Annotated in this window: 24 protein-coding genes; 17 read left to right on the forward strand and 7 right to left on the reverse strand. The window is 55.5% G+C overall.

Translation table 11 applies throughout. The annotated features are described in order from the left end of the window. Nucleotides 1–24: 24 nt before the first annotated feature. Both M1D70_RS04000 and M1D70_RS04005 read right to left on the reverse strand, forming a co-directional pair. Nucleotides 25–1,032 carry a HAMP domain-containing histidine kinase gene (locus M1D70_RS04000; protein WP_456289190.1) on the reverse strand — a complete coding sequence of 336 codons (1,008 nt, stop codon included), beginning with the start codon at nucleotides 1,030–1,032 and terminating at the stop codon, nucleotides 25–27. Further along, a complete protein-coding gene (locus M1D70_RS04005; protein ID WP_036673694.1) occupies nucleotides 1,029–1,730 on the reverse strand; it encodes a response regulator transcription factor in 702 nt (233 codons plus the stop codon). The genes M1D70_RS04000 and M1D70_RS04005 overlap by 4 nt, the downstream gene beginning before the upstream one ends. A gap of 323 nt (nucleotides 1,731–2,053) precedes the next feature. Here M1D70_RS04005 and M1D70_RS04010 point away from each other — a divergent pair, with 323 nt between their 5' ends. The 8 genes from M1D70_RS04010 (at nucleotide 2,054) to M1D70_RS04045 (ending at nucleotide 9,969) form a co-directional block, all read left to right on the forward strand. Continuing rightward, complete coding sequence (locus M1D70_RS04010; RefSeq protein ID WP_456290384.1) at nucleotides 2,054–3,760, forward strand: FAD-dependent oxidoreductase; 1,707 nt, start codon at nucleotides 2,054–2,056, stop codon at nucleotides 3,758–3,760. Next, a complete protein-coding gene (locus tag M1D70_RS04015) occupies nucleotides 3,757–4,095 on the forward strand; it encodes a 4Fe-4S dicluster domain-containing protein (protein WP_009594897.1) in 339 nt (112 codons plus the stop codon). The genes M1D70_RS04010 and M1D70_RS04015 overlap by 4 nt, the downstream gene beginning before the upstream one ends. A gap of 180 nt (nucleotides 4,096–4,275) precedes the next feature. Further along, nucleotides 4,276–5,172: an ABC transporter permease gene (locus tag M1D70_RS04020; protein WP_456290385.1), complete on the forward strand. Its 897-nt coding sequence runs from the start codon at nucleotides 4,276–4,278 to the stop codon at nucleotides 5,170–5,172. A 38-nt stretch (nucleotides 5,173–5,210) separates the two neighbouring features. After that, nucleotides 5,211–6,074: an ABC transporter permease gene (locus M1D70_RS04025; RefSeq protein WP_009594907.1), complete on the forward strand. Its 864-nt coding sequence runs from the start codon at nucleotides 5,211–5,213 to the stop codon at nucleotides 6,072–6,074. A gap of 56 nt (nucleotides 6,075–6,130) precedes the next feature. After that, nucleotides 6,131–7,750: an FAD-dependent oxidoreductase gene (locus M1D70_RS04030; protein WP_456289191.1), complete on the forward strand. Its 1,620-nt coding sequence runs from the start codon at nucleotides 6,131–6,133 to the stop codon at nucleotides 7,748–7,750. After that, on the forward strand, nucleotides 7,747–8,079 hold the full coding sequence (locus M1D70_RS04035) for a 4Fe-4S binding protein (RefSeq protein WP_009594932.1): 333 nt from the start codon (nucleotides 7,747–7,749) through the stop codon (nucleotides 8,077–8,079). The genes M1D70_RS04030 and M1D70_RS04035 overlap by 4 nt, the downstream gene beginning before the upstream one ends. A gap of 186 nt (nucleotides 8,080–8,265) precedes the next feature. Then, the gene (locus tag M1D70_RS04040; protein ID WP_456289192.1) at nucleotides 8,266–9,279 is read left to right on the forward strand and encodes an ABC transporter substrate-binding protein; all 1,014 of its coding nucleotides are present in this window, start codon (nucleotides 8,266–8,268) and stop codon (nucleotides 9,277–9,279) included. A gap of 57 nt (nucleotides 9,280–9,336) precedes the next feature. Then, nucleotides 9,337–9,969, forward strand: a complete 633-nt coding sequence (locus tag M1D70_RS04045; RefSeq protein WP_009594906.1) for a nitroreductase family protein — start codon at nucleotides 9,337–9,339, stop codon at nucleotides 9,967–9,969. On the opposite strand, the gene M1D70_RS04050 is transcribed toward M1D70_RS04045, so the two are convergent. Next, nucleotides 9,959–11,452 (reverse strand): sensor histidine kinase, encoded by a 1,494-nt coding sequence (locus M1D70_RS04050; protein WP_009594936.1) that lies wholly within the window; start codon nucleotides 11,450–11,452, stop codon nucleotides 9,959–9,961. The two genes, M1D70_RS04045 and M1D70_RS04050, sit on opposite strands and share 11 nt — an antisense overlap. Then, complete coding sequence (locus tag M1D70_RS04055) at nucleotides 11,449–12,135, reverse strand: response regulator transcription factor (RefSeq protein WP_009594889.1); 687 nt, start codon at nucleotides 12,133–12,135, stop codon at nucleotides 11,449–11,451. The genes M1D70_RS04050 and M1D70_RS04055 overlap by 4 nt, the downstream gene beginning before the upstream one ends. Nucleotides 12,136–12,374: 239 nt before the next feature. Between M1D70_RS04055 and M1D70_RS04060 the strand changes: the two genes are divergently transcribed. The 4 genes from M1D70_RS04060 (at nucleotide 12,375) to M1D70_RS04075 (ending at nucleotide 15,521) form a co-directional block, all read left to right on the forward strand. Continuing rightward, nucleotides 12,375–13,139 carry a pirin family protein gene (locus tag M1D70_RS04060; RefSeq protein ID WP_036673679.1) on the forward strand — a complete coding sequence of 255 codons (765 nt, stop codon included), beginning with the start codon at nucleotides 12,375–12,377 and terminating at the stop codon, nucleotides 13,137–13,139. A 368-nt stretch (nucleotides 13,140–13,507) separates the two neighbouring features. Next, a complete protein-coding gene (locus M1D70_RS04065) occupies nucleotides 13,508–14,362 on the forward strand; it encodes a C40 family peptidase (protein WP_456289193.1) in 855 nt (284 codons plus the stop codon). Nucleotides 14,363–14,551: 189 nt separating this feature from the next. Further along, the gene (locus M1D70_RS04070) at nucleotides 14,552–14,749 is read left to right on the forward strand and encodes a YwbE family protein (protein ID WP_036673676.1); all 198 of its coding nucleotides are present in this window, start codon (nucleotides 14,552–14,554) and stop codon (nucleotides 14,747–14,749) included. A gap of 199 nt (nucleotides 14,750–14,948) precedes the next feature. Continuing rightward, nucleotides 14,949–15,521, forward strand: coding sequence for a hypothetical protein (locus M1D70_RS04075; RefSeq protein ID WP_456289194.1), 573 nt, complete (start codon nucleotides 14,949–14,951; stop codon nucleotides 15,519–15,521). A 52-nt stretch (nucleotides 15,522–15,573) separates the two neighbouring features. Here M1D70_RS04075 and M1D70_RS04080 read toward each other — a convergent pair whose 3' ends face one another. Further along, entirely contained in the window at nucleotides 15,574–15,936 is a 363-nt protein-coding gene (locus tag M1D70_RS04080; RefSeq protein ID WP_433938386.1) for an AMP-dependent synthetase and ligase, read from the reverse strand. Nucleotides 15,937–16,011: 75 nt separating this feature from the next. After that, a complete protein-coding gene (locus M1D70_RS04085; protein WP_009594877.1) occupies nucleotides 16,012–16,497 on the reverse strand; it encodes a GAF domain-containing protein in 486 nt (161 codons plus the stop codon). Nucleotides 16,498–16,683: 186 nt separating this feature from the next. Between M1D70_RS04085 and M1D70_RS04090 the strand changes: the two genes are divergently transcribed. After that, nucleotides 16,684–16,989 (forward strand): hypothetical protein, encoded by a 306-nt coding sequence (locus M1D70_RS04090; RefSeq protein WP_009594879.1) that lies wholly within the window; start codon nucleotides 16,684–16,686, stop codon nucleotides 16,987–16,989. Nucleotides 16,990–17,073: 84 nt separating this feature from the next. Here the strand turns inward: M1D70_RS04090 and M1D70_RS04095 are convergent, their stop codons facing one another. Beyond that, entirely contained in the window at nucleotides 17,074–18,144 is a 1,071-nt protein-coding gene (locus tag M1D70_RS04095; protein WP_009594935.1) for an alpha/beta hydrolase, read from the reverse strand. A gap of 166 nt (nucleotides 18,145–18,310) precedes the next feature. Between M1D70_RS04095 and M1D70_RS04100 the strand changes: the two genes are divergently transcribed. From M1D70_RS04100 to M1D70_RS04115, 4 genes are all read left to right on the forward strand, one after another. After that, nucleotides 18,311–18,874, forward strand: a complete 564-nt coding sequence (locus tag M1D70_RS04100) for a GNAT family N-acetyltransferase (protein WP_456289195.1) — start codon at nucleotides 18,311–18,313, stop codon at nucleotides 18,872–18,874. A 19-nt stretch (nucleotides 18,875–18,893) separates the two neighbouring features. Further along, the gene (locus M1D70_RS04105) at nucleotides 18,894–19,652 is read left to right on the forward strand and encodes an energy-coupling factor transporter transmembrane component T family protein (RefSeq protein WP_456289196.1); all 759 of its coding nucleotides are present in this window, start codon (nucleotides 18,894–18,896) and stop codon (nucleotides 19,650–19,652) included. A gap of 125 nt (nucleotides 19,653–19,777) precedes the next feature. Continuing rightward, nucleotides 19,778–20,365: an ECF transporter S component gene (locus M1D70_RS04110; RefSeq protein WP_433938389.1), complete on the forward strand. Its 588-nt coding sequence runs from the start codon at nucleotides 19,778–19,780 to the stop codon at nucleotides 20,363–20,365. 79 nt (nucleotides 20,366–20,444) lie between these two features. Next, complete coding sequence (locus tag M1D70_RS04115) at nucleotides 20,445–22,004, forward strand: ABC transporter ATP-binding protein (protein WP_456289197.1); 1,560 nt, start codon at nucleotides 20,445–20,447, stop codon at nucleotides 22,002–22,004. The last annotated feature ends 31 nt before the right edge of the window (nucleotides 22,005–22,035 follow it).

Genomic DNA, 22,035 nt, shown 5'->3' on the forward strand with positions numbered 1-22,035 from the left:
AACCCTGCCATCTGCCGGTGGAATTCATTGTGCGATATGGCCCGCAGCATCCGCAAAAATGATGCGGACCGTCGTCCCTTCCTCGACCTTGGATTCGATTTCGAAGGCATGTCCAAGCTTATCGCATATTTGTTTGACCAGAAACAGGCCCATGCCTGTCGATTCCTGGAATCGGCGCCCGTTCTCTCCGGTGAAATAGGGATCGAACACCCGCGGGAGGTCGCTTTGGGGAATGCCGATGCCTTCGTCCCTTATCTCAAGCACGACTTGATTCTCCCGGGTGTAGCCGTTGAAAAAGAGGGTGCCTTGTTCCTTCAGCGTATATCGAACCGCGTTGGTCAGCAGCTGCGTCAATACAAAAGAGAGCCATTTCTCGTCCGTGGCCACCGTTAATCCGGAATCGATCCGGATGGACGGGTACAATCTCCGCCGGATAAACAGCCGCTTTTGCTCGGACGTGACATTTCGGACGATTCGCTGAAGCGGCAGGTTTTCCACATGGAAATCGCGCTCGAACGTATCGAGCCTGGCGGTATACAGCACGAGATCGAGCCCTTTTTTGAGCCGGTCCAGCTCGTCGCCGATCGCGGCAAACCGGGGGTCGTCATCATCCTGAAGAATCAGGTGAATGACCGAAATCGGCGTTTTCATCTGGTGGGCCCATTGGTTGATGAACTGCAGATGGCCTTCAATTTTATGCTTATAGTTATGCAGATCCGTGGTGTAATGCCGGAACTGGGTTTTCAGCAGCTGATGAAGCGCTTCGGCGAGCGGGGTGTGGGAGGATTCTGCCGAGGATTCGCCTGTGAGGGATTCTCCCGGGAGCGGCTGCTCCAACCGTTTATAGAAGGAACGGTTGGCAATGAAACGGAAGGCGAGATAGCCGACGAGCAGCAGCAAGCTGATGATGCCCGCGTACAGGCTGACCGTCAAATTGCGATAACCGTCCAGCCTATAGATCAGGGTAACGACAAGAAGCTGGGCGATGTAGACAATCATTAAGGGACGCTGTTCTTGCAGAAATAGTTTCATGGTTCGTCCCTCCAGCTCGGTACCAGTCGGTAGCCGCGCCCGCGCACGGTTTGAAGGCCATCCTCGATTCCGAGGGCGGCGAGTTTCTTGCGGACGCGGGTGATGTACACATTCAGCGTATTATCGTCCACAAAGGCCTGATCATCCCATATTTTCTCCAGGAGCCGGTCCCTGCTGACGATCTGCTCGGGCTTCTTCATTAATTCGTCCAATATTTTGGCTTCGGTATGGCTGAGCTCCGCTTGGGTCGGTCCGAGCGAAACGGAGAGACGCTCAACGTCAAGCGTGAGTCCGGCGATGCTGAGGACCCGCTCATTCTGACCGGCAGCATAGGACCCGTAGGCCCGCCGGAGCTGGCTCTTGATTTTGGCCATGACGATCTCGTAGTCAAAGGGTTTGGTTATATAATCGTCGGCACCGTTCTCCAGCGCCATCACCTGATCCATTTTCCCGTCGCGGGCGGAGATGAAGATGATCGGGCAGGTGGAGAGGCTGCGGAACTGCCGGCACCAATAATAGCCGTCGAATTTAGGCAGATTGATATCCAGAAGCACAAGATGAGGGTCATACGATTCAAATTGATCGCGCACCGTCTCGAAATCATGAACGGACTGCGTCGCATAACCGAATTTATGAAGATATTCTTTCAGCAGGCCGACCAGCCCGGCATCGTCTTCGACAATGAAAATTTTGAACATATCGATCATAGTCCCTTCATTTGACATTCTCGTACCGTCTGTATTGTACCAAATTGTCGGGATATAAGGAAAAGTGATCGAAGACAGCAGGGCCTAGGAAAGCTCGGAAGCGAATGTCTCGCTTTGTTAAGCGATCCCTCCGAAAATTAATCTTGACGCTTGTGCCATCAGCTGATAATATACTTGATAATTCCAATCGAATAACTATGATAAATGAATTTGAATCGACCAGTCTGCTGGAGATCATGAGCATCCTTCATGATCTCCTTTTTGTCGTATGGACCTCAATTTTACTATCAACCAAGGAGCGGGGGGATCAACGATTGCGTGCACAGGATGAATTGAAACTGACGGCGGATGTCCTCGTCATTGGCGGCGGTCCTGCAGGGGCTTGGGCAGCCTGGAGCGCGGCGTCCCAAGGTGCCAAGGTCGTACTGGCCGACAAAGGGTTTCTGGGCTCCAGCGGGGCAACGGCACCCGGAGGAACCAATCTGCTATATTTGCCTCCTGACGATAAGCTGCGCGATGAAGCCGTGGCCCAGCGGATGAAGGAGGGCGGTTATTTATCGGAACCGGATTGGATCCATCGCGTGCTGGATCAGGTATACATCAATCTGGAACGCGTGGAGGCATGGGGATACCCGTTTCGCCGCGATGAGAACGGGGTCCCCATGCGAGACCATTTGCAGGGCCCGGAATATATGAAGCTGATGCGAAGCGCGGTCAGCCGTGCGGGCGTACGGATCATGGATCAGTCCCCGGCGCTCGAGCTGCTTGCCGACGAGCATGGGGTCGGAGGAGCACGAGGCATATGCAGGCAGAAGAACAAGGATTGGGAGGTACGGGCAAAGTCGATTGTCATAGCTACCGGCGGCTGCGCCTTTCTGAGCAAGGGCCTTGGCTGCAACGTGCTTACAGGCGAAGGACTGCTCATGGCGGCGGAGCTTGGCGCCGAGCTATCCGGCATGGAATTCAGCCGCCAATATGCGCCGAGCGCGGCGTTTGGCACGGTGACCCGGGGGCGGCTTCTCAACTGGGCGACGTATTATGACGAAGACGGGAATACGCTGTACAGCCCCGGAGGGCCCAGGCCGCATGATTTTCTGCCGACGATGCTCCGCAAAGGACCGGTATACGCCATGCTGAATCATGCCGACACGGAAGAGAAACGGCGCATATTAAGGCAATCGCACGCCATCTTCTTTGTTCCGTATGATCGGGCGGGAATCGATCCGTTCAAGGAGCGTTTTCCCTTGACCCTCCGCTATGAAGGGACGGTCCGCGGAACCGGAGGCATCCGGATCACCGGCGAAGATTGCGCGACGACGGTACCGGGTCTGTACGCCGCCGGCGATGCTGCAACCCGGGAGCGGGTGACCGGTGCCAAGTCGGGCGGAGGGGCTTTTAATGCCTCTTGGGCGATTTGCTCGGGAACGTGGGCTGGCGAATCGGCGGCGAAGCATGCGCTGAGTACGCGTTCTTCCGCGGATAGCCGTCGCCTGCAAGGTGCGGGGCGGGCCGGAATGTCCCATCCATCCGCAGCACATGGGCAGGGAATGGATGCATCCAACCTGATTCAATCGGTACAGCGGGAGGTGTTTCCGCTGGATATCAATTATTTTCGCAGCGAACCGGTCCTGCAGCAATCGCTCGAACGGCTGAACGGGCTATGGCCGGAAGTGTACGCGAAGATAACCGGGGGTTCGCGCGAGCGGATCAAGGCAAGGGAAGCGGCGGCCATGGCGGCAACGGCAAGATGGATGTATGCGGCTGCGCTGACCCGGCGGGAAACCAGAGGGATGCATACCCTTCTGGAATACCCGGATCCGAATCCGGACCAGCAGCATCGTCTGACCGTGAGCGGGATCGATCATATCCAGGTATATCCTGAGGGGCGGCCGCCCCGGCAGGCAGGCCGAGGTACCATGGACGCTTGCCGACACTATGGCGGTTCAGGCAATAGGAGCAGTGAAGCCGTGGAGGCTGCTGCCTGGATCGCGGCAGCGGCCGGGGAGGTGGAAGGCTCATGATCGAGGTTGTCAGTCAGCAGCGGTGCATCGAGTGCGGCCTGTGCGTCAAGGTCTGTCCGACCAATGTATTCGACCGGACGGAGACGGGGCTTCCGGTCATTGCCCGTCAGGAGGATTGCCAGACCTGCTTTATATGCGAGGCTTATTGTCCTGCCGATGCTCTGTATGTTTCTCCCTTTGCGGATATGGAGCAGAAGGTGACGGAAGAAGAGCTGATCGCGGTAGGGATCATGGGAAGCTGGAGGGAGACGGTCGGCTGGGGACGCGGGCGGACCCGGCTTGCAGAGATCGACGAGACCCCGTTTATCGATCGGATTCTCCCCCGGCGAGGTTAAAGCAGAACTAAACCAATAGCATTCATACTGTCAACCATTCAAATGGAGACATTCCTTCGGTTTTTCGAAGAATGTCTCTTTTTGTATTCGAGGAGAGAGGTGCCCTTATGAAACGGGTTTGGCTGATGTTCATGTTAGTTGATGAAAGAGTGGCGTTTGCCGTGCCGGAGCGTGATCGCGATGAGTGACCATGCAGGATTGTACCGGCAGGACCCTCCGGCTCCGGTCCACGGCAGCGAGTCGCTGGTACTGGAGCCCGCCGCCAAGCAGCGGCAGAGGGTCTCCCCCGGCGAATCAGGTGCCGGGATATGGAGGAAGTCGCTGGGCACCTTGGCTGCAGGCGCGGTTCTTCCCGTATCGCTGCTGGTTTTATGGCAGGTGCTCGGCGACCTTGGTTACATCTCGGAGCTGCTCTTCCCGACGCCGCTTCGCATTGCGGAGGCTTTTGCCCACTTGGCGGGCTCGGGTGACCTTGGCGGTCATGTCCGGATCAGTTTGGTTCGTGCCGCAGCGGGTTTCGCCCTTGGAGGGGCTCTCGGCCTAGCCTTCGGTATTCTGGTCGGGGTATTCCGCATATCCGAGCGTGTGCTCGATCCATCCATCCAGATGGTCCGCATGATCCCGCATTTAGCGGTTGCGCCGCTGTTCGTGCTTTGGTTCGGAATCGGGGAGTCGTCCAAAATACTGCTGATCGCCAAAGGGGCTTTCTTTCCGCTCTATATCCAAACCTATCTGGGCATCCGCGGCGTGGATAACAAATGGTTCGAAGTAACAAGGGTTCTGGGTTTCACGCGTATCCAGCAAATCTTCAGGCTGGTCATTCCGTCCTCCCTGCCGCATATCTTCCTCGGGATCCGGCTGTCCCTCGGGCTGGCCTGGCTCGGGCTGGTCGTTGCCGAGATCATGGGCTCCACGTCCGGCATCGGCTATTTGATGACGGATGCCAGACAGTTCAGCAAAACCGCAACCGTGTTCGTGTGCATCGTCCTGTTTGCCGTCATCGGCAAAGCAGCAGACGCCGCGGTTAGGCTGGTGGAGCGCAGGCTGCTGAAATGGAACGACAGCTATGAGGGCTAAAGCACGGCTTCTGATTCCAAGAGAGAGGAGGAGACACGATGAAAAACGTGAACGAACTTGCGCTGCCTGCGGCGGGGCAGTCACCCGCTGTATCGCAGCCGCCCAATCCTGCTGCCGCGCGCTCCAATCGCCGGCGTGCAGCCTTCCTACGGGCCATTGCGCTCGGATCGGCCCTTCCGGTTCTGGTGCTGGCCATATGGCAGCTGGCAGGCAATCTTGGCTGGATCGATGCATTCTTCCTGCCGACGCCGGCGGCGATTTTCGAATCCCTCTGGAATCTGATTGCCTCAGGCAAGATGGCGACCCATCTGGGCATAAGCATCGGCCGCGCCGCTGCGGGCTTCGCTCTGGGAGGCAGCCTGGGCTTGATATTCGGCTTGCTGACGGGCTTCTCGCGCAAGTCGGAAATATTCCTGGATCCGACGGTGCAGATGCTGCGGATGATCCCGCATTTGGCGATCGCCCCGCTTATTATTTTGTGGTTCGGATTCGGAGAAACGTCGAAGGTGCTGATCATTGCGAAGGGAGCTTTTTTTCCGCTGTACGTCAATACGTTTCTCGGCATCCGGAGCGTCGACAAAAAGCTGTTCGAGGTATCCAGGGTGCTGCAGTACAGCCGGGTTCAGCAGATGATCAAGCTGATCATCCCGTCTTCGCTGCCTAACCTGTTAATGGGACTCCGCTTATCGCTGGCGGTATCCTGGCTCGGGCTCGTCGTTGCGGAGCTGATCGGTTCGCAGTCGGGGGTCGGGTTTCTCATCAATCTTGCCAAGCAATCCTCGTTAACGGAGCAAATTTTTGTGGGTGTATTGGTTTTTGCCGTCGTCGGCATGATGGTGGATCTGTTCGTCCGCTCTCTGGAGCGCCGCTTGCTGAAGTGGCGGGATAGCTACAAGGGATGATCAGGCTTCGTGAATGAGAGAACAGAGGGACAATGATGATTAGGAGGGGAACACGCATGAGTTCACGTATTCAAGGCAGCACGCTTCGGTTGGAAGCGGATGTGCTGGTCATTGGCGGTGGCCCGGCCGGAGCCTGGGCGGCTTTAACGGCTGCGGCGAAAGGCAGCAAAGTCGTGCTGGCGGATAAAGGGTTCTGCGGATCAAGCGGGGCAACGGCGCCGTCGGGCACAGGCGTATGGTACGTGGAGCCTGAAGGGCGGCAGCGCCAGGAAGCGAAGATGAGCCGGTATTTTATGGGCGGACGCTTAGCCGAGAATGAGTGGATGGATCGGGTCCTGGATCAAACCTACGAGAATATGAACCGCCTGGGCGGCTGGGGGTATTCGTTCCCGGTCGACCCGGATGGCGGCATATTCCGGCGCGGCTTGCAGGGACCGGAGTATATGCGTCTCATGCGCAAGCTGGTGAAAAGAGCCGGCGTCAAAATACTCGACCACAGCCCTGCGCTGGAACTTCTGGCGGATAAACACGGAGTGGGGGGCGCCGCTGGCGTAAGCACGCAGGGCGGCGATCCCTGGAGAGTCACGGCGGGTGCCGTTGTTATCGCAACCGGCGGCTGCGCCTTCCTGAGCAAAGCGCTGGGATGCAATGTGTTGACCGGTGACGGCTATCTGATGGCAGCCGAGGCCGGGGCCGAAATGTCGGGCATGGAGTTCTCCAACGCCTACGCCATATCGCCAACGTTCTCCTCGGTGACCAAAACGGCGTATTACCGTTATGCAAGCTTTTACTACGAGGACGGCACGGTGGTAGAGGGGGCGGGCTCGACCAAGGGACGTTCCGTCATTGCCAAAAAACTGCTGGAGAACCGTCAGGTATATGCCCGATTGGATCAGGCACCCGCCGATCTGCAGCCGCTGCTCCGGGTGGGGCAGACGAATTTTTTCCTGCCGTTTGACCGCATGGGCATCGACCCGTTCAAGGATATGTTCCCGGTCACGCTTCGGCTCGAAGGGACGGTGCGCGGGACCGGGGGCATTCATATCGTGAACGAAACGTGCGCCACGAAGGTCCCCGGCTTGTATGCCGCGGGAGACGCCGCAACGCGGGAGCTGATCTGCGGGGGATTTACCGGAGGCGGCAGCCACAATGCCGCCTGGGCGATGTCTTCCGGCAGCTTTGCGGGCGAAGGCGCGGCGGACTATGCCCAATCGCTGGGACGGCATGCCGCTAGACGCGAGGTGCACGGATTGTCTTCGGCTCCGATCGTATCTTCCGGTACCTTCGGCTCGCTGCAGGAAAAGCCGCCCATTGCCGCGGAGGAATACATTCGGGCGGTGCAGGAAGAGGTCATGCCTTATGACCGGAACCTGTTCCGTACGGATGAGGGACTTCGGAATTCGTTGCAACGGCTCGACGGCGTATGGAAATCGATCCGGCAGGAACCCATCCATCTTGATTATCAGGCGGTGAAGAAACGCGAGGCAGCGGCCATGGCTGCAACGGCCCGCTGGATGTACCGCTCGGCGCAGGCCAGGACGGAAACGCGGGGAATGCATAAGCGGGTTGATTATCCGGAGTTGGACGAGACGCAGCATTACCGCCTGATTACATCCGGGTTGGATGAAATCAGCGTCCGGGGGCAGAGCGTGAGCGAGGAGGCGGTTTCCCTTTGATTGAGCTGATCAGCGATGCCAGATGCGTGCAGTGCAATCTGTGCGTCTCCGTATGTCCTACCAACGTATTTGATAAAGTCGATAACGATGTGCCTGTCATTGCGCGCCAGAACGATTGCCAAACCTGTTTCATGTGTGAGCTCTATTGTCCGGCGGACGCGATGTACGTCGCTCCTCATCCCGACCGGCTCAGCGGGCTAAGCGAGGCGGAGCTGGAGCAGGCCGAGCTGTTGGGGGGCTACCGCGAGAAGGTGGGATGGGGACCCGGCCGAACGTCCATATCCAGCCATGCGTTTCTGGCTCAGCTCGCGAAGCGTTCGGTCCCTTAACCGTCCGTCTGCCCCTTTTTCAGGCAGCTCCACTCTTCCCGTCTGCATGGGAAGCATGATCTTCGGGCTCGTTGAGGCCAGGATTTGCCGGGGATTCCATGAAGCCCAGTAAGAAGCAAGAGGCGTAAGAAGCGAAAGCGAGGCAATGTCATATCGAGATGGGATCTGTGAGGGGAGAGAAATCGAATGGAGAATCGAAACGTTAAAAAACACAAGCGAAAGCGATACGCGATTTTATTGACGCTGGTGGCGGCGGCGCTTGCTTTTTCGCAGGGCTGCGGGACCAAAGATCAAATAACGGAGGCATCAAGCTCCGGCGTGCCGAAGACGCTCAATTACGGATATATAGGAACCAATGCCCTGAATGTGCCTGGAGGCGCCGAGGGCTGGGGGTTCCATAAGGGCATTATTCAGGAAGAGCTCAAGAAGCACGGGATTGAAACGGTAAACCTGACCGCCTTTCCGAACGGTCCGGATTTGAGCGAATCGCTGATCAGCGGCCGCCTGGACTTTGGCAGCTTGGGCGATACGCCGGCCATCCTGTCACGCTCAACGGGAGCGAAGACCAAGGTGATTACCCAAGGCTCGACCGACAGCATCGGGTACCTCGTGGCGAAGAAGGGAGGCCCGGCTTCCCTGGAAGAGTTAAAGGGAAAAACGGTAGCCACTCAAAAAGGCTCCTTCCACCACCGATACTTGGCCGGTCTTTTGAAGAAAGAGGGGCTGGCTGAGGATGTGAAGGTCATCCACCTGCTTCGCGTGGATGCGGAGGCTGCCCTGGCCCGCGGGGAAATCGACGCGATGACCAATACCGGCGTCTATACGCTCAAACAAATCGATGAAGGCTATACGCTGCTGGACGATGCCACCAAGCATCCCGAGCTGTATGGAACCAGCATAACCGTGGTGTCGGAGGATTATCTGGCGAAATATCCGGATTTCGCCAAGGCGTGGAATGAAGCCCGTTCCAAGGCGCTAGAGGATTTAAAGCAGCATGAGGAGGAGTACTATGCGTTTCTGGCCGAATTGCAGAGCACGAAGGTGGAGTACGTGAAGAAGGTTAGTCCGATCGAGCTGATCAAAGAGGTTCCTTTTACCGAACAAGGGCTGCAGCTGCTGGAAGGAACGAAGGCCTTTCTGATCGAAGAGAAGCTGGCGGAAACCGATTTTGTTTTGGACGATTGGCTGATCAAGCCTTAACCAAGCTCAGACCAAGCCGTATTACAATAACCCGCAAGGGTAAGGAGAGATGATCGTATGACCAGACCTGATCCAACCGTAATCGTATCAGCCCTGTCGAAGCGGACGGTGGCGGAACAAACGCGCCGTCCCGAATATCCGGTGCATGCCCATTTTGTGAATCGATGGTCTTCGAGGGCCTTTGACCCCCGTCTGGTCGAAGAGGACGTGCTGTATACCGTCTTGGAGGCGGCCCGGTGGGCACCCTCCTCGGGCAACGGGCAGCCGTGGCGGTTTATCGTTGCCCGAACAGAGGAGGAGCGGGAGCGATTCCGGTCTTTTATCCGTCCCGGAAACCGCGTGTGGAGCGATCGAGCGCCGGCACTTGTCCTCCTCGTTTCCTACACGCTGAATGCCAATGGGGAACCGAGCGGAAGCCACGCGTTTGATGCGGGGGCTGCTTGGGGAACAATCGCTTCGCAGGCTGCTTTGCTTGGGCTGAATACCCGCGCGATTGGCGGCTTCGACCATGAGCTTGCCCGCGAAGCCCTGCATATCCCGGAAGAATATGATTTGCACGCGGTCATAACGCTTGGATACCGCGGGGATAAATCGGCGCTTCCGGAGACGCTGCAGGAACGGGAGGTCCCTACGGACCGACGATCCTTGAATGAACTGGTTCATGAAGGAGTATTTCAGGCTAAGGAATGATGCCCGGCCACTCCGCACGAAAAACCGTTCCTTGGTTAACCGTGCTGTCCACGCTCATTTGGCCTCCATGCGCGTTCATGATGGACTGGGTGATGGACAGTCCAAGACCTGCACCGCCGTGCTGCCGGGTCCGGGATTCATCGATGCGGTAGAACCGCTCGAACAGATGGGGCAGATGCTCCTTCGAAATCCCGGCTCCATTGTCGCTGACCAGCAGTACGGCATGGTCCTTGGTTTTATCCACCGTAACGGTAATCCGCCCTGTGTCGGAATCGGTATGCTGTACCGCATTATGAAACAGGTTATAGATGACCTGCTTGATCTTGTCGGAGTCACACCGGCACAGCACGTCTGCCGCTTGAATCGTTACGTTTCTGCCTTGAGCCAGCATCCTAAGATGGGGCTCCATCTCAAGCAGCAGCCGATCCAGCCGGGTATCCTGCAGATGAAGCTCCGGCTTACGGTCAAGTTTGGCCAACAGAAGCAAATCCTCGACCAATTTCTTCATGCGCTTCGATTCGCCGTGCATGCTGGACAGTGCTGCATGGAGCTGCTCCTTGTTGTCGGCGGCGCCGCGGCCAAGCACCTCCAGAAAGCCGTGAATCGAAGTAAGCGGCGTGCGCAGCTCATGGGAAGCATCGGCAATAAACCTCCGCATCTGCTCTTTCGCCTCGCGTTCCGCTTCAAACGCTCCCTCAAGCCTTTTCAGCATGCCGTTAAACGATTGGGCCAAGCGGTCAATCTCCTGCTGACCCTGCATGGCCGGAAATCGCTCCGCCAAGTTTCCGGCATCCGTTCGTTCCACTGTTTCGACCATTCGGCTTAGCGGGTTAAGCGTCCTGCGCAGCAAAGGCAGGTACAATGCGATCCCGCCAGCCATGGCAAGCAAAGCCAGCACGGCAAATATCAGCAGCTGCCGCAGCAGAACGGCATGGAGCGGCTGCGTATCCATTCCAAGCTGCAGTATACCGGAAGGGCTGTTAGGGCTGCCGTAAGGGCGAAAGACAACGATCTGCTCGGTGCCTTGGGCATCGTCAATCACTTCGTACGGAACGGGCCGACGCTCTTTGAATTGCTCCAGAATCGAGGTATAAGCCTCTGCTGCCAGCTGCGGCGCGGACAGACCGTTGTCACTGGCCAGGTCGGTGTAGCTTCCGTTCGTTGCGATCTTGGCAAGCGACATATTCGGCAGAAAGAGCAAAGGTCTATTCTCCTGGCGGGGCATGCCCGCATGGGCGTCGTTATTCGGAACAGAAGGCCGGTTATGCGGCACGCGATCAGGCTCCCACATCTCCACGGGGATAGAGCGGACCTGAAGCGAAAGCGCCTCGGCCTGATTGCGGAACAGGGCGTTTTTCATCAGTACATATTGCAGCGCTCCGATCAGCACGAGCAGAAGCGCCAAGACGAGAAGGGAACGCGACAGGAGCTGCGTGCGCAGAGACGTTGGCCGAGATGCGCGTATACGGTTTCGAAAACTCATGGCAAATCCACCCGGTAGCCGGCTCCGCGAAGCGTGCGAATGACCCGATGCTCCTTGTCTCCGAGCTTCTCTCGCAGGGATCGGATATAGACCTCCACGATGTTATCCTCTCCCCCAAAGTCATAGTCCCACACAATATTCAATATGTTCGATTTGCTCAGAACGCTGCCGTGTTTGGTCACAAGCAGTTTGAGCAGTTTATATTCCGTAGGGGAAAGCTCCAAGGCTTCCCCCAGGTATGAAATTTCTTTCTTGCGGTCATCGATGGTGAATGGCCCAAGCCGGATTTCGCCCAGCAGGCTCGGGAACTGATTGCGGAGCCGAGCTTGAATGCGGGCCAGCAGCTCTTCGAAACTGAAGGGTTTGGCCATGTAGTCGTCCGCTCCGGTCATAAGGCCTGTTACACGGTCATCGATCTCATCCTTCGCGGTAAGCATAATGACCGCAATATCCCTGCCTTCCTCCTTCAAACGTCTGCACACCGCAAGACCGTCCATTCCCGGCATCATCACATCCAGAACGATGACATGCGGCTCGAAGCTGGCTGCTTCCCTTAACGCACATTCCCCATCGGAGGCCGTGCGCACCTCAAACCCTTCATTATGGAGACCAAGCTCCAGAAATTGCAGTATATGCGGCTCGTCATCCACAAGCAAAACGCGAATACGATGCATGGATCCCATGACACAAAACTCCTCTTCTTTCATTCCTTCAACTTTATCATACGTGCCGTAGCTGAATGAAATCTGAACGCGAACTGAAAATAAACTGAAAAATGATTCGCAAATATGCATTCTCAAATCAGGGAATTTAAGGATGTTGATATCTGTTCGGTTATCGTTGATACTATCTTAAAGCCAAGATAATCAATGCAGCACCTGTTCAAGATCCATCATGGATGGGTGAAAGGAGGAGACTGGACATGATAGGAAATGTATATCCACCCGAGAATCAGGGCAAGGGCTCACTCGATGGAGGAAGGATAACGGAGTTGAAGCCGATCGGTTTCTCCGGCGAAGGGTCAGCCGTGACCCGGGTAGGGCCGCTTTTCTATTGGTCCTGGTTTCGTTCGCCCGTCGAAGGTTATATCGCGTCTCATCCCCATCAGGGTTTTGAAATCGTGACTTATATGATTCAGGGAAAGTGCGACCATGAGGATTCGCATGGTACGCACAGCATAATAGGGCCAGGAGGCCTGCAATTGATGAGGGCCGGTTCCGGACTTACGCATGAGGAACTTCTGACCGGGCCGGATGCAGAAGGATTCCAGATTTGGTTTGAGCCGTATCTTCGCGATTCATTGAAGCAAAACCCTGCCTGTCGTCAGTATCGTCCGGACTCCTATCCGGTAACCCGTATCCAGGGGGGATTGGTCAAAACGATGATCGGCGGTTCCGCGCCAACCGATCTGTCCGTGGACGTGAGGATGCTGGATATTCAAATTCTGGCCGGGCACGAAGCACGATATGAACTGAAAATCGGCAGGCGTGCGGCTGCGCTTGCCGTAAGGGGAGCCGGCAGCTTTAGCACGGAAGAGGAGAGCCTCCTGTTTCATCATCGGGACTTTATGGTAATCGATACGGTGCTCGGTGAGACGATAAGCCTTAAGGCGCAAGAGAATGTCAGGGTCATCCTGATTGACGTACCGGAAAACCCTGGATATCCGCTCTATTCCAAGCGGCCATAGGGTCAAAAGTTTACAATATTGTAGTGGAATGAAATTTAGAAGGTACGATAAACTAGAGTCTGTCAGATGGGGGATCCGTCTGCACAGGCTTTTTTTAAAAGTGTGGCAGGGAACCAAAGGTCATCTTTCAAGCAGCCATCGCAAGGAAAAATACATATATATGGTAAGTAGAAAGACCCAACAAAGAAATCCGGACTTCTTTAGGCCGGACTGGTTGGGTTATTTTGGCATGTTTTTTTGCTATAATAATCTATTTATACTAAATTCAAGTATAATAAGAGACCAAAGTCCCCCTCTTTACCAATAGTTGGCATGTGTTTTTGTGAGGATGGTAGCATGCGTCCCGAGACACAGCCTGTCTATAATGATTGCGGGATCACGAAAATGACATTTTCGTCATTCCACAATCAAACGAGATGGGGGAGATCGTTATTTTCTCGAAAAAAAGATTCAAACAATTGATGGCCGGAGCGCTGTTATCAGCAGCGGTTCTTGGTTCTTACGGATATGGGTCTGTGAATGAAGTGTCTGCTGCCAGCGTGCAGTCTGCAACCAAAGGTGTAGCAAGCTCGAATGTGTACATGCGCAATAAGCCTTCGACTTCGGGTAAAGTCGTTGACCGCGTGCATAAGGGTGAGCGCGTTCAAATTCTGGCTAAAAGCTCAAGCTGGTATAAGATCAAAACTTCGGACGGCAAGCAAGGATATGCTTCGTCTAAATATATTAACCAAAGCAGCGGATCTTCTAACACTTCCGGCAATTCGGGAAGCACGGCGCCTTCTGCGAGCGCAAGCGTTGAAAAAGTAATCAGTGCAGGCATGAAGTATCTGGGCACGCCGTACGAATTCGGTTCTAACCGCAATTCAACGAGCACCTTTGACTGCTCGGCATTTGTCCGCCGCGCATTCATGGACGGCGCTAACATTACGCTGCCAAGCGATTCCCGGAAGCAAGGGCAGTACGTCAAAGATAAAGGAACGGCTGTTTACAACGTCAATCAATTAAAGCGCGGGGATCTGGTATTCTTCATGAGTTACCGAGGTTCATCGGCATCCGCTTATGCCGGATTGGACAAGTCCAAACAGCGGATTACGCACGTAGCGATCTATCTGGGGGACAACAAGCTGCTGCATACGTACTCGAAACAATCGGGCGGCGTCCTCGTAGGTAACTTCGGCGATTCTTGGAAACACCGCTTCGTGCACGGCGGAAGCGTACTATAAAGCATCATTCCATGGATAAGATTGATCCATGCTTATTCTGAAAACAGAAGGACTGTCCGATTGGGAGATCTGAACGATCTTTAACGGGCAGTCCTTTGTGTTATGCGATTTGCATTTCGCTTTCGATTTCAGTAAGGTGGACAGTAGGAACGGGACAACAGCATGAAGATAGGAACAGGAGGGACGATGATGAACGGTGGGCAGCGTTCCAATATCAAACCGGGGCTTGAGGTTGATATCGTACTGAAGCAGGACCAGAGAACGGGCAAATTAACCCGCGGCGTGGTCAAAGATATTTTGACCAATTCGCCTAACCATCCGCACGGCATTAAAGTACGTCTTCAGGACGGCCAAGTGGGACGGGTAAAGAACATTTACGAGACATAACATTCGGGTGCAGTCCGAGACTGCGGCCATAGGCTGCGGGATATAGCAAACCATAAGCCGCATCCAAAACTTCGCAAATCTGAGGAGTTTTGGATGCGGCTTTTTTGCATTTCTATGCAACATTGCTCACAATCCATCCGTCTGGAGGTTGAGGTGAACAAAAAAGATGAGAAGATACCTTTATATGGGGTTTATCTTGATGTTGATGTTAACGGGCTGCGCGAAGCAGGAAATGCAGGGGGCAGATCCGACTGGAACTTCATTGAATAAAGCTGCCAGGGGGAATCAGGCGGAAATGACCGACGGGGACTTCGTGTATCGACTCGTTAGCGAGAAAGAAGAGTATGAACAGGGAGATCAAGTTCAAGTATACGGGGAGCTGGAGTATATCGGCGAAGAGGATGAGATTACGATCGGCCATGCGGCCTCCGCTTTTTATTTCCCGATGAAAGAGCTCACAAGAGACTACAACATCAGTTATGCCATGAACGAGCCCTATATTACAACCAAGCTGAAAAAGGGCGAGCCGCTGCGCGAATATTACAAAATCGGCGGTGGATACGACAGTAGGGACGACAAGAAATTCAAAGATTTCATCCATTCGCTGAAGGATGGTTTTCCGGGCGGGCGCTACGTCGTCTACGGATCCGCGGATTTCGTGATTGATACCATGTCGCAGGACGCGAGTCATAGCGGCTCGAACGGGGAAGAGCCAAAGCGCTATAAGATACAAGCCGAGATCGAATTCGGCGTAAGCGAAGAGAAGAAATAAAACAAAAGGGGGAACCCGCAATGAATTTGCAGGGTTCCCCCTTTTAGCATGCTTATTGGAAGCCTTGGCCTTGATGTGTGTTAGGAAAACCTTGTTGGCCGTAAGAAGGCTGAATATGCTGTGTTTGATTGTGGGCTTGTACGGAATACTCCACTTGTTTAACGATCTGGGAGATTTGCTGATACTGCTGCATCGCCTGTTGATGTCCTTGAAGGGCAGTTTGGATCATCTGCGCCGCTTGACGCTCACGCTGAGCGATTTCCTCGAGTCGGGCCGCATTTTGCTGCTCTTGCTGCATCAGCTGCTGGTACATAGCCGAACCCTGCTGCGTTTGTTGGGTCAGCTGCTGAAGAATTTGCTCGCACTGACGAATTTGCTGCGAAATTTGCGAGTTGTTGTTATTCATTGGATACATGGCGTGTATTCCTCCTAAGAATTGTGGTTTCAATCCTTGGTTAGTGTACGGAAGAATACGTCAAATCATCCTGAATTATAATGTGAGTTGGCCTTCCAATATATGGACAAATTCCTCCAAAAAGGCTTGATCCTCTTGGTCGAAACGGTTCTTGAGCGGACTGTCGATATCCAGAACGCCATACAATGCGCCATCCACCATCATGGGCACCACAATTTCGCTGTTCGAAGCCGCATCGCAGGCAATGTGCCCCGGGAACTCATGTACGTCGGCTACAAGCAGTGTCTGCTGTTTAGCCGCAGCGGTTCCGCAAACTCCGCGATTCATCGGAATCCGGATGCAGGCGGGCAGTCCTTGGAATGGCCCGAGCACCAGCTCTTTGCCATCATAAAGATAGAAGCCGACCCAATTCGTATCGGACAGGAACTGCTTGAGCAGCGCAGATGCATTGGACAAGTTGGCAATGGCATTCGGCTCATCGTGGATAAGTGCTTTCAACTGATTCAGGACCTGGGCGTACTGCTCGCTCCTAGTGCCTTCATAGGGTGTGTTTTGAAACATTGGATATCCGCCCTTCCTTCATTAGCGTTGATTCATTCACCTTAGTATAAGTATATGATATTCGTCAAGGGACAAGCCATGGGAAGAAAGGCTCCGGCGAATCCGGCTGATTCCTGACCATGTCGCAGGGGTAATGTATGACATGACCAGGTATCAATTCAATCAGGTGGAGGGAGAGAAGATCGAATGCGCGCAGACGTTCAGAATTTGTTTATCGGTATTCATATGCTCTATCACGCCCATGAGCGGGACCTTACGATCAGCGAGATGCAGCCCGAGCTGGAGCGTCATGGATATAAGGTCGGCGACCGGGAGGTTAAGCATGAACTCGAACGCTTGACCGAGGAGAACTTCCTGACGGCGCACGGTGAGGGGTACAGCCTCACGGGAGCCGGGATCGAGGAGTTCAAGGAAATCCAGATCAGGCTTAAGGAGCTTTGCGATGAAGTGCTTAAACCGGTGAACCCGAAAAAGGCCGATTCCATGGCGTAGGGCAGATAACAGCATAACAATTGAAAAAAGCCCCCGACTCACGCGGATTCAGCGTGCAGTTCGGGGGCTTTTTGAGCGGCCGTTCTATACTGTCTCAAGGGATCCGTCCAGCTCCAATTGGAAGGTGTTTTGGGCTGGCGCTGCTTCCGGCTGCGCTGCGCGGGCAGCTTCCGGCAGCGGTGCCTGGACGGGTTGATCTATATGTTCACGAAGGAAAGAGTGCACGCCTTCCCGATATTGCTCGGGATCCACATGATAAGCGTTCGCATGGATTGCGCCTTCGATAAGAAGAAGTTTTTTCGGGTCCGGTTTGGCTTCGAACATCTCGATGCTCATTCGGGTAGGCACGTAATTATCCTTGGTGCCATGGATGAACATAACCGGAAGCATGCTGTTCCGAACAGCACGGATCGGGCTGACCTGATCGAGGCTGAACCCGGCTTTACGCCGAATTCTGGCGTTCACCCAGGACAGGAACGGCACGGAAGGGATTTTGTTGATGCGCGTGAGCTGATGCCGCATTAAATCCGTCAAATCGGAATACGGGCAATCCGCGATGACAAGCTTGACCTGCGGATCGGCAATGGATAAATACTCCAGCACGGTTCCGCCTCCCAGCGATTGTCCATGAAGCCCGATCGCCACGTCCTCGCCGTATTTGCGGGTAATCCAGCGCACCCACGCCTGCACGTCGTGTTTCTCATAATAACCGTAGGTGGTATAGCGACCTTCGCTTCGTCCATGCCGGCGCTGATCGATCAGGAGCACGTTGTAGCCCTCTTCCGTAAACAAATCAATGAATTGGGTGGATACGGCTCGCGAACCGGTATAGCCGTGGGCAAGAAGCATCCAGTGCTTGGAGCCGGGATTGTTTAGAATGGCTGCGCCGCACAGCTTCAACCCGTCAAAGCTGTTGATCGCCACCTCGTTCTTTTGAAGCGATTCATATTTCTCTCTGCTGTATAGTCCGGCTTTTTCCAGCACCGTGAACAGCTTGAGGTCATTCTTTACGCGCATCCGCGTAATCTGCAGATATCCGATTTGCGTAATGGCAGCGGCAATGACAACGACGGTGAACAGCAAGACAATCGCGATATACATACTCAGATGACTTCCTCCTTCTTCCGCACTGTACAAGGGAGCCGTGACAAGCATATTGACGGAAGCCTCCCGAATCCATCAATATATATACATCCAGCTCTAAGATGTTGATGGGGGACCAGGATACGGATTGATTTTCGCTATACTCTTTTATACACGCACATAGTATCACCGGAAACAGCCGATGCAAGTCAGTTTTTTTGCGAGGGGGTGGAATACCATGTACAGATGCGAAGGAATCGTTCCGGAAATGAAGGGGCGGCGGATCCGGCTGCGAAGGATGGAGACGGAGGATGCGGAAGCAATGCTGGGCTGTTGGTCCGATCCCGCCGTAACCGCCTTTCTGGATATGCCCGTCATGGATTCAGCCGAGGACGCAAAGGCACTGATTGAGTGGCTGCAACGGCTTGCCGAGCAGGACGAGGCCATTCGCTGGGGCATCGAGATCACCGAAACAGGCCAATTGATCGGCAGCTGCGGATTTAATATTTGGCAGCTGGAGGGCGCGTTCAAGGGCGAGTTTGGGTGTGAGCTGGCAAGCCGTTATTGGGGGAAGGGCTATATGACCGAGGCAGCCGAGCTGGTTGCGGCTTTCGGGTACGCGTCCATGGGACTAAACCGAATCGAGGCTTTCGTCGATTCGAGAAATGAGCGTGCATGCCGATGGTTTGCGATAAACGGTTATATGCGCGAAGGAGTGCTTCGCGATTATCGCCTTACGTCCGGCGGTTATGTCGATGCCGTCGTTTTTTCGCGATTGAGAAGAGATTGGAACACGCTATAAGAGAGGCAGTTGGTGGAATATGCTGATTCAATATGAGAAGGGCGGCACGCTTCTTCATCGATATGATCCTTTAAGCAAGCTGGTGATTCTGTTCTGTACAGCGGTAATCGCCATGCTGCTCGACCAAGCCTGGCAGCAGGCATTGTTTCTCCTGTTATGCATCGGCCAAGCCCGATTCGCCGGCCGGGTGTCTTGCAAGCGTCTGCTGAGAGGGATCCGGCTCATTGCAATCGTTGCGGTACCCTACTTCATTCTGACCAGCTTAACGGTCCAAGGGAACACCGTATGGCTGCAGTGGGGGCCCATCACCCTGACGGTTGAGGCTCTGAACGCCGCGGGTGCCATGTCGCTCCGGATGTTTACGTTGTTTCTGACCTCGATGGCGTATATCTTGACGACGGATCCGAGAGAATTGGTTGCCGAGCTGACCAGACGTCTTCGAATCCCTTACCGGTTCGCGTTTGGCGTATCCGCTGCGCTGACCTTCATTCCGCTGTTGGAGGAGGAGGGTGCCCATATTCTGGCTGCCCAGCAGGTAAGGGGCCATCGACCGCCCAAGGGACTCGGAAGCCGCATCGGCTACGGATTGAAGTTTGTTTCGGCTGTCCTGCTTAATGCGCTGCGTCGTGTTCAGCAAACGGCGGGCGCAATGGAATCCAAAGGTTTTGGCGCATACCCGGACCGAACCTATCGCACGGAGGTTAACATTCCTTCATGGGCGGTCGCATCGGCAGTTATGTATGTACTGGCAACGGTTTTCGTGTGGTGGATTGCCTAAATTGTTAACCTAAATCAACAAGAAATGGGTTGACGTTATGAGCGGAAGTGTGCAAAATATGAAAAGAAGCGTTGACGAACGCTAGCACAGCCGCCGACGGCGGCTGGTATGAAGGAGGACTACCTTTGAATTCATCTTCACAGAAAAAATGGTTTGCTTTTACGACGCAGGAGATTATCCTGATGGCAATGCTTGCTGCCGTTAATGCCGTTCTCACCGTATACATAGGGCCGGTTAACAAGCTGTTGAACAGTCTGGGCGGACCCATCGCCACTTCGACGACGACAGGAATCTACATGGTTTATGGACTCTTGGCTTACTACATCATTCGTAAACCGGGAACGGCGGTTGTCACGTTTGCCATCGGCGGCACGATTCAGGCTCTGACCGGTACGGTATACGGCATTGCTTCGTGTTTCGTGGCCGCAGGCTGCTACATGATCGTGGCGGAGACGATTTTCGCGATCTACCGATACAAAAAGTGGAGCGCCGGCGCTCTAATGCTGGTTGGCGGGGCGATGGTACCGCTCTGGTTCCTGTTCGCGGCCAACATGTTCGGGTATACGTCCTGGCCGATCGAAGTGCTTGGCATTGCGGTGGTGGTGCGTATTCTGAGCGGCGTTCTCCTCTGCGGCCTGTTAACCAAGGTTTTAGGAGAGGCGTTAGTGAAGACGGGCCTGCTTCGCCGTTTCGCCGTCGCCGTTAAGGGATAGCCCGATGTCGGGAACAAGGGTGTCATGCCGGGGACTGGGATTTTTATATGACGGAGAGGAACGTCCGGTTATCCACGATATGAATCTGGACATAGCGGAGAACGATTGGGTCGCGATTCTTGGTGCCAGCGGCAGCGGGAAGTCGACGCTGTGCCAGCTGCTATGCGGCCTTCTTCCGCGGAGCGGCGGAGGCGCAAGAACGGGGGAAGTGCTGCTGGACGGCATGGATCCTGCAGCGGCGCCGATAGCCGACGTAGCCGATGCGGTCGGGGTGCTGTTTCAGGATCCGGATGCCCAGCTCGTTCAAGGGATCGTCGAGGACGAAGCGGCCTTCGGTCCTGAAAATATGCGGGTTCCGCCCGCGGAAATCGAGGAGCGGGTGGTGCAGTCCCTTGCGGCGGTCGGGCTGCTTCACCGCCGGACCGATCCGGTGCGCAGCCTGTCCGGCGGACAGCGGCAGCGCACGGCCTTGGCCGCGGTGCTGGCGCTGCGCCCGCGGCTCTTCGTCTTCGACGACGCCTGCGCCAGCCTGGATGCCGCGGCGCAGGCGAACTTCCTGCAGCTGTGCCATAAGCTGCAGGCGGAGGGCCGGACGCTGATCACCGCGTCCGGCCGCTTTGACGATGTCGCGCGCGCCGCGGGGCGCGTCATCGTCCTGGACGGCGGGACCGTCGTGATCGACGGGCCGCCGGAGGAGCTGCTGCACCGCTGCGGGGAGCAGCTGGTGCAGCTGGGCTTGCTGCCTCGGCCCGCAGGCGAGGCAGCGGGTGCCGCCGCCGGGGACAAGCCTGTCCCGGCAACAATGCCTCCGCATCCGGCAGCGCGCCATGCGGAATTGCCGGTCCCCGCGGGTTCCGCGCCTGCGGCGGTATCCCATCATGCGGGCAAGCCGGTCCCTGCAGGTTCCGCGCCTGTGGCGGTCGCCCCTGCGGAAGGCGCCAGGCTGTCTGCCGTCCCCCCGCTGCTCCGGATCGATTCGCTGACGTTTGCGTACCCCGGCGGCCGGGAGGCGCTGCGCGATATCGATGCGAAGATTGATCCCGGCGACTGGGTGCTCCTGACCGGCGAGAACGGGTCGGGCAAAACAACGCTCAGCCGCCTGATCATGGGCCTGCTGCCGGCTCCGGCAGGCAGCATACGCTGGCAAGGGGAGGATACGAAGGGAATGGCCGTCTACCGCAGGGCCGAGTTGATCGGCTACGTGTTCCAGCAGCCGGAATATATGTTTACGGCCCCGAATGTATGGGAGGAGCTGATCTACAGCCTCCATGGCGGGATGTCCGTGAAGAAGCGACCGGAGCTGACGGCCGGCCAGCAGCAGCGGGCGAGGTTTCTGTTAGAGATGGCGGGACTTACGGATCGGCTTCAAATGTCTCCTTATTTGCTTAGTCAGGGCGAGAAGCGTCTCTTAAGCATCATCAGCCAATTGATGCTGGAAAGACCGCTGTATATCCTGGACGAGCCGACCTCGGGAATGGACTATGCCGCCATCGATAAAGTAACCGAGCTGTGCCATTATGTCATCGGGGGAGGCTCGGCCGTCCTGATGATCACGCACGATCCCGAACTCATGAAGCGGCATGCCACTTCCCGTATTCATCTACGGAGCGGGAAAATGTCTGTGCAACCAACGCGGTAACCTTTATAATAGTAATGTTACATGATGTGAA

The organism is Paenibacillus sp. AK002, from assembly GCF_053903045.1.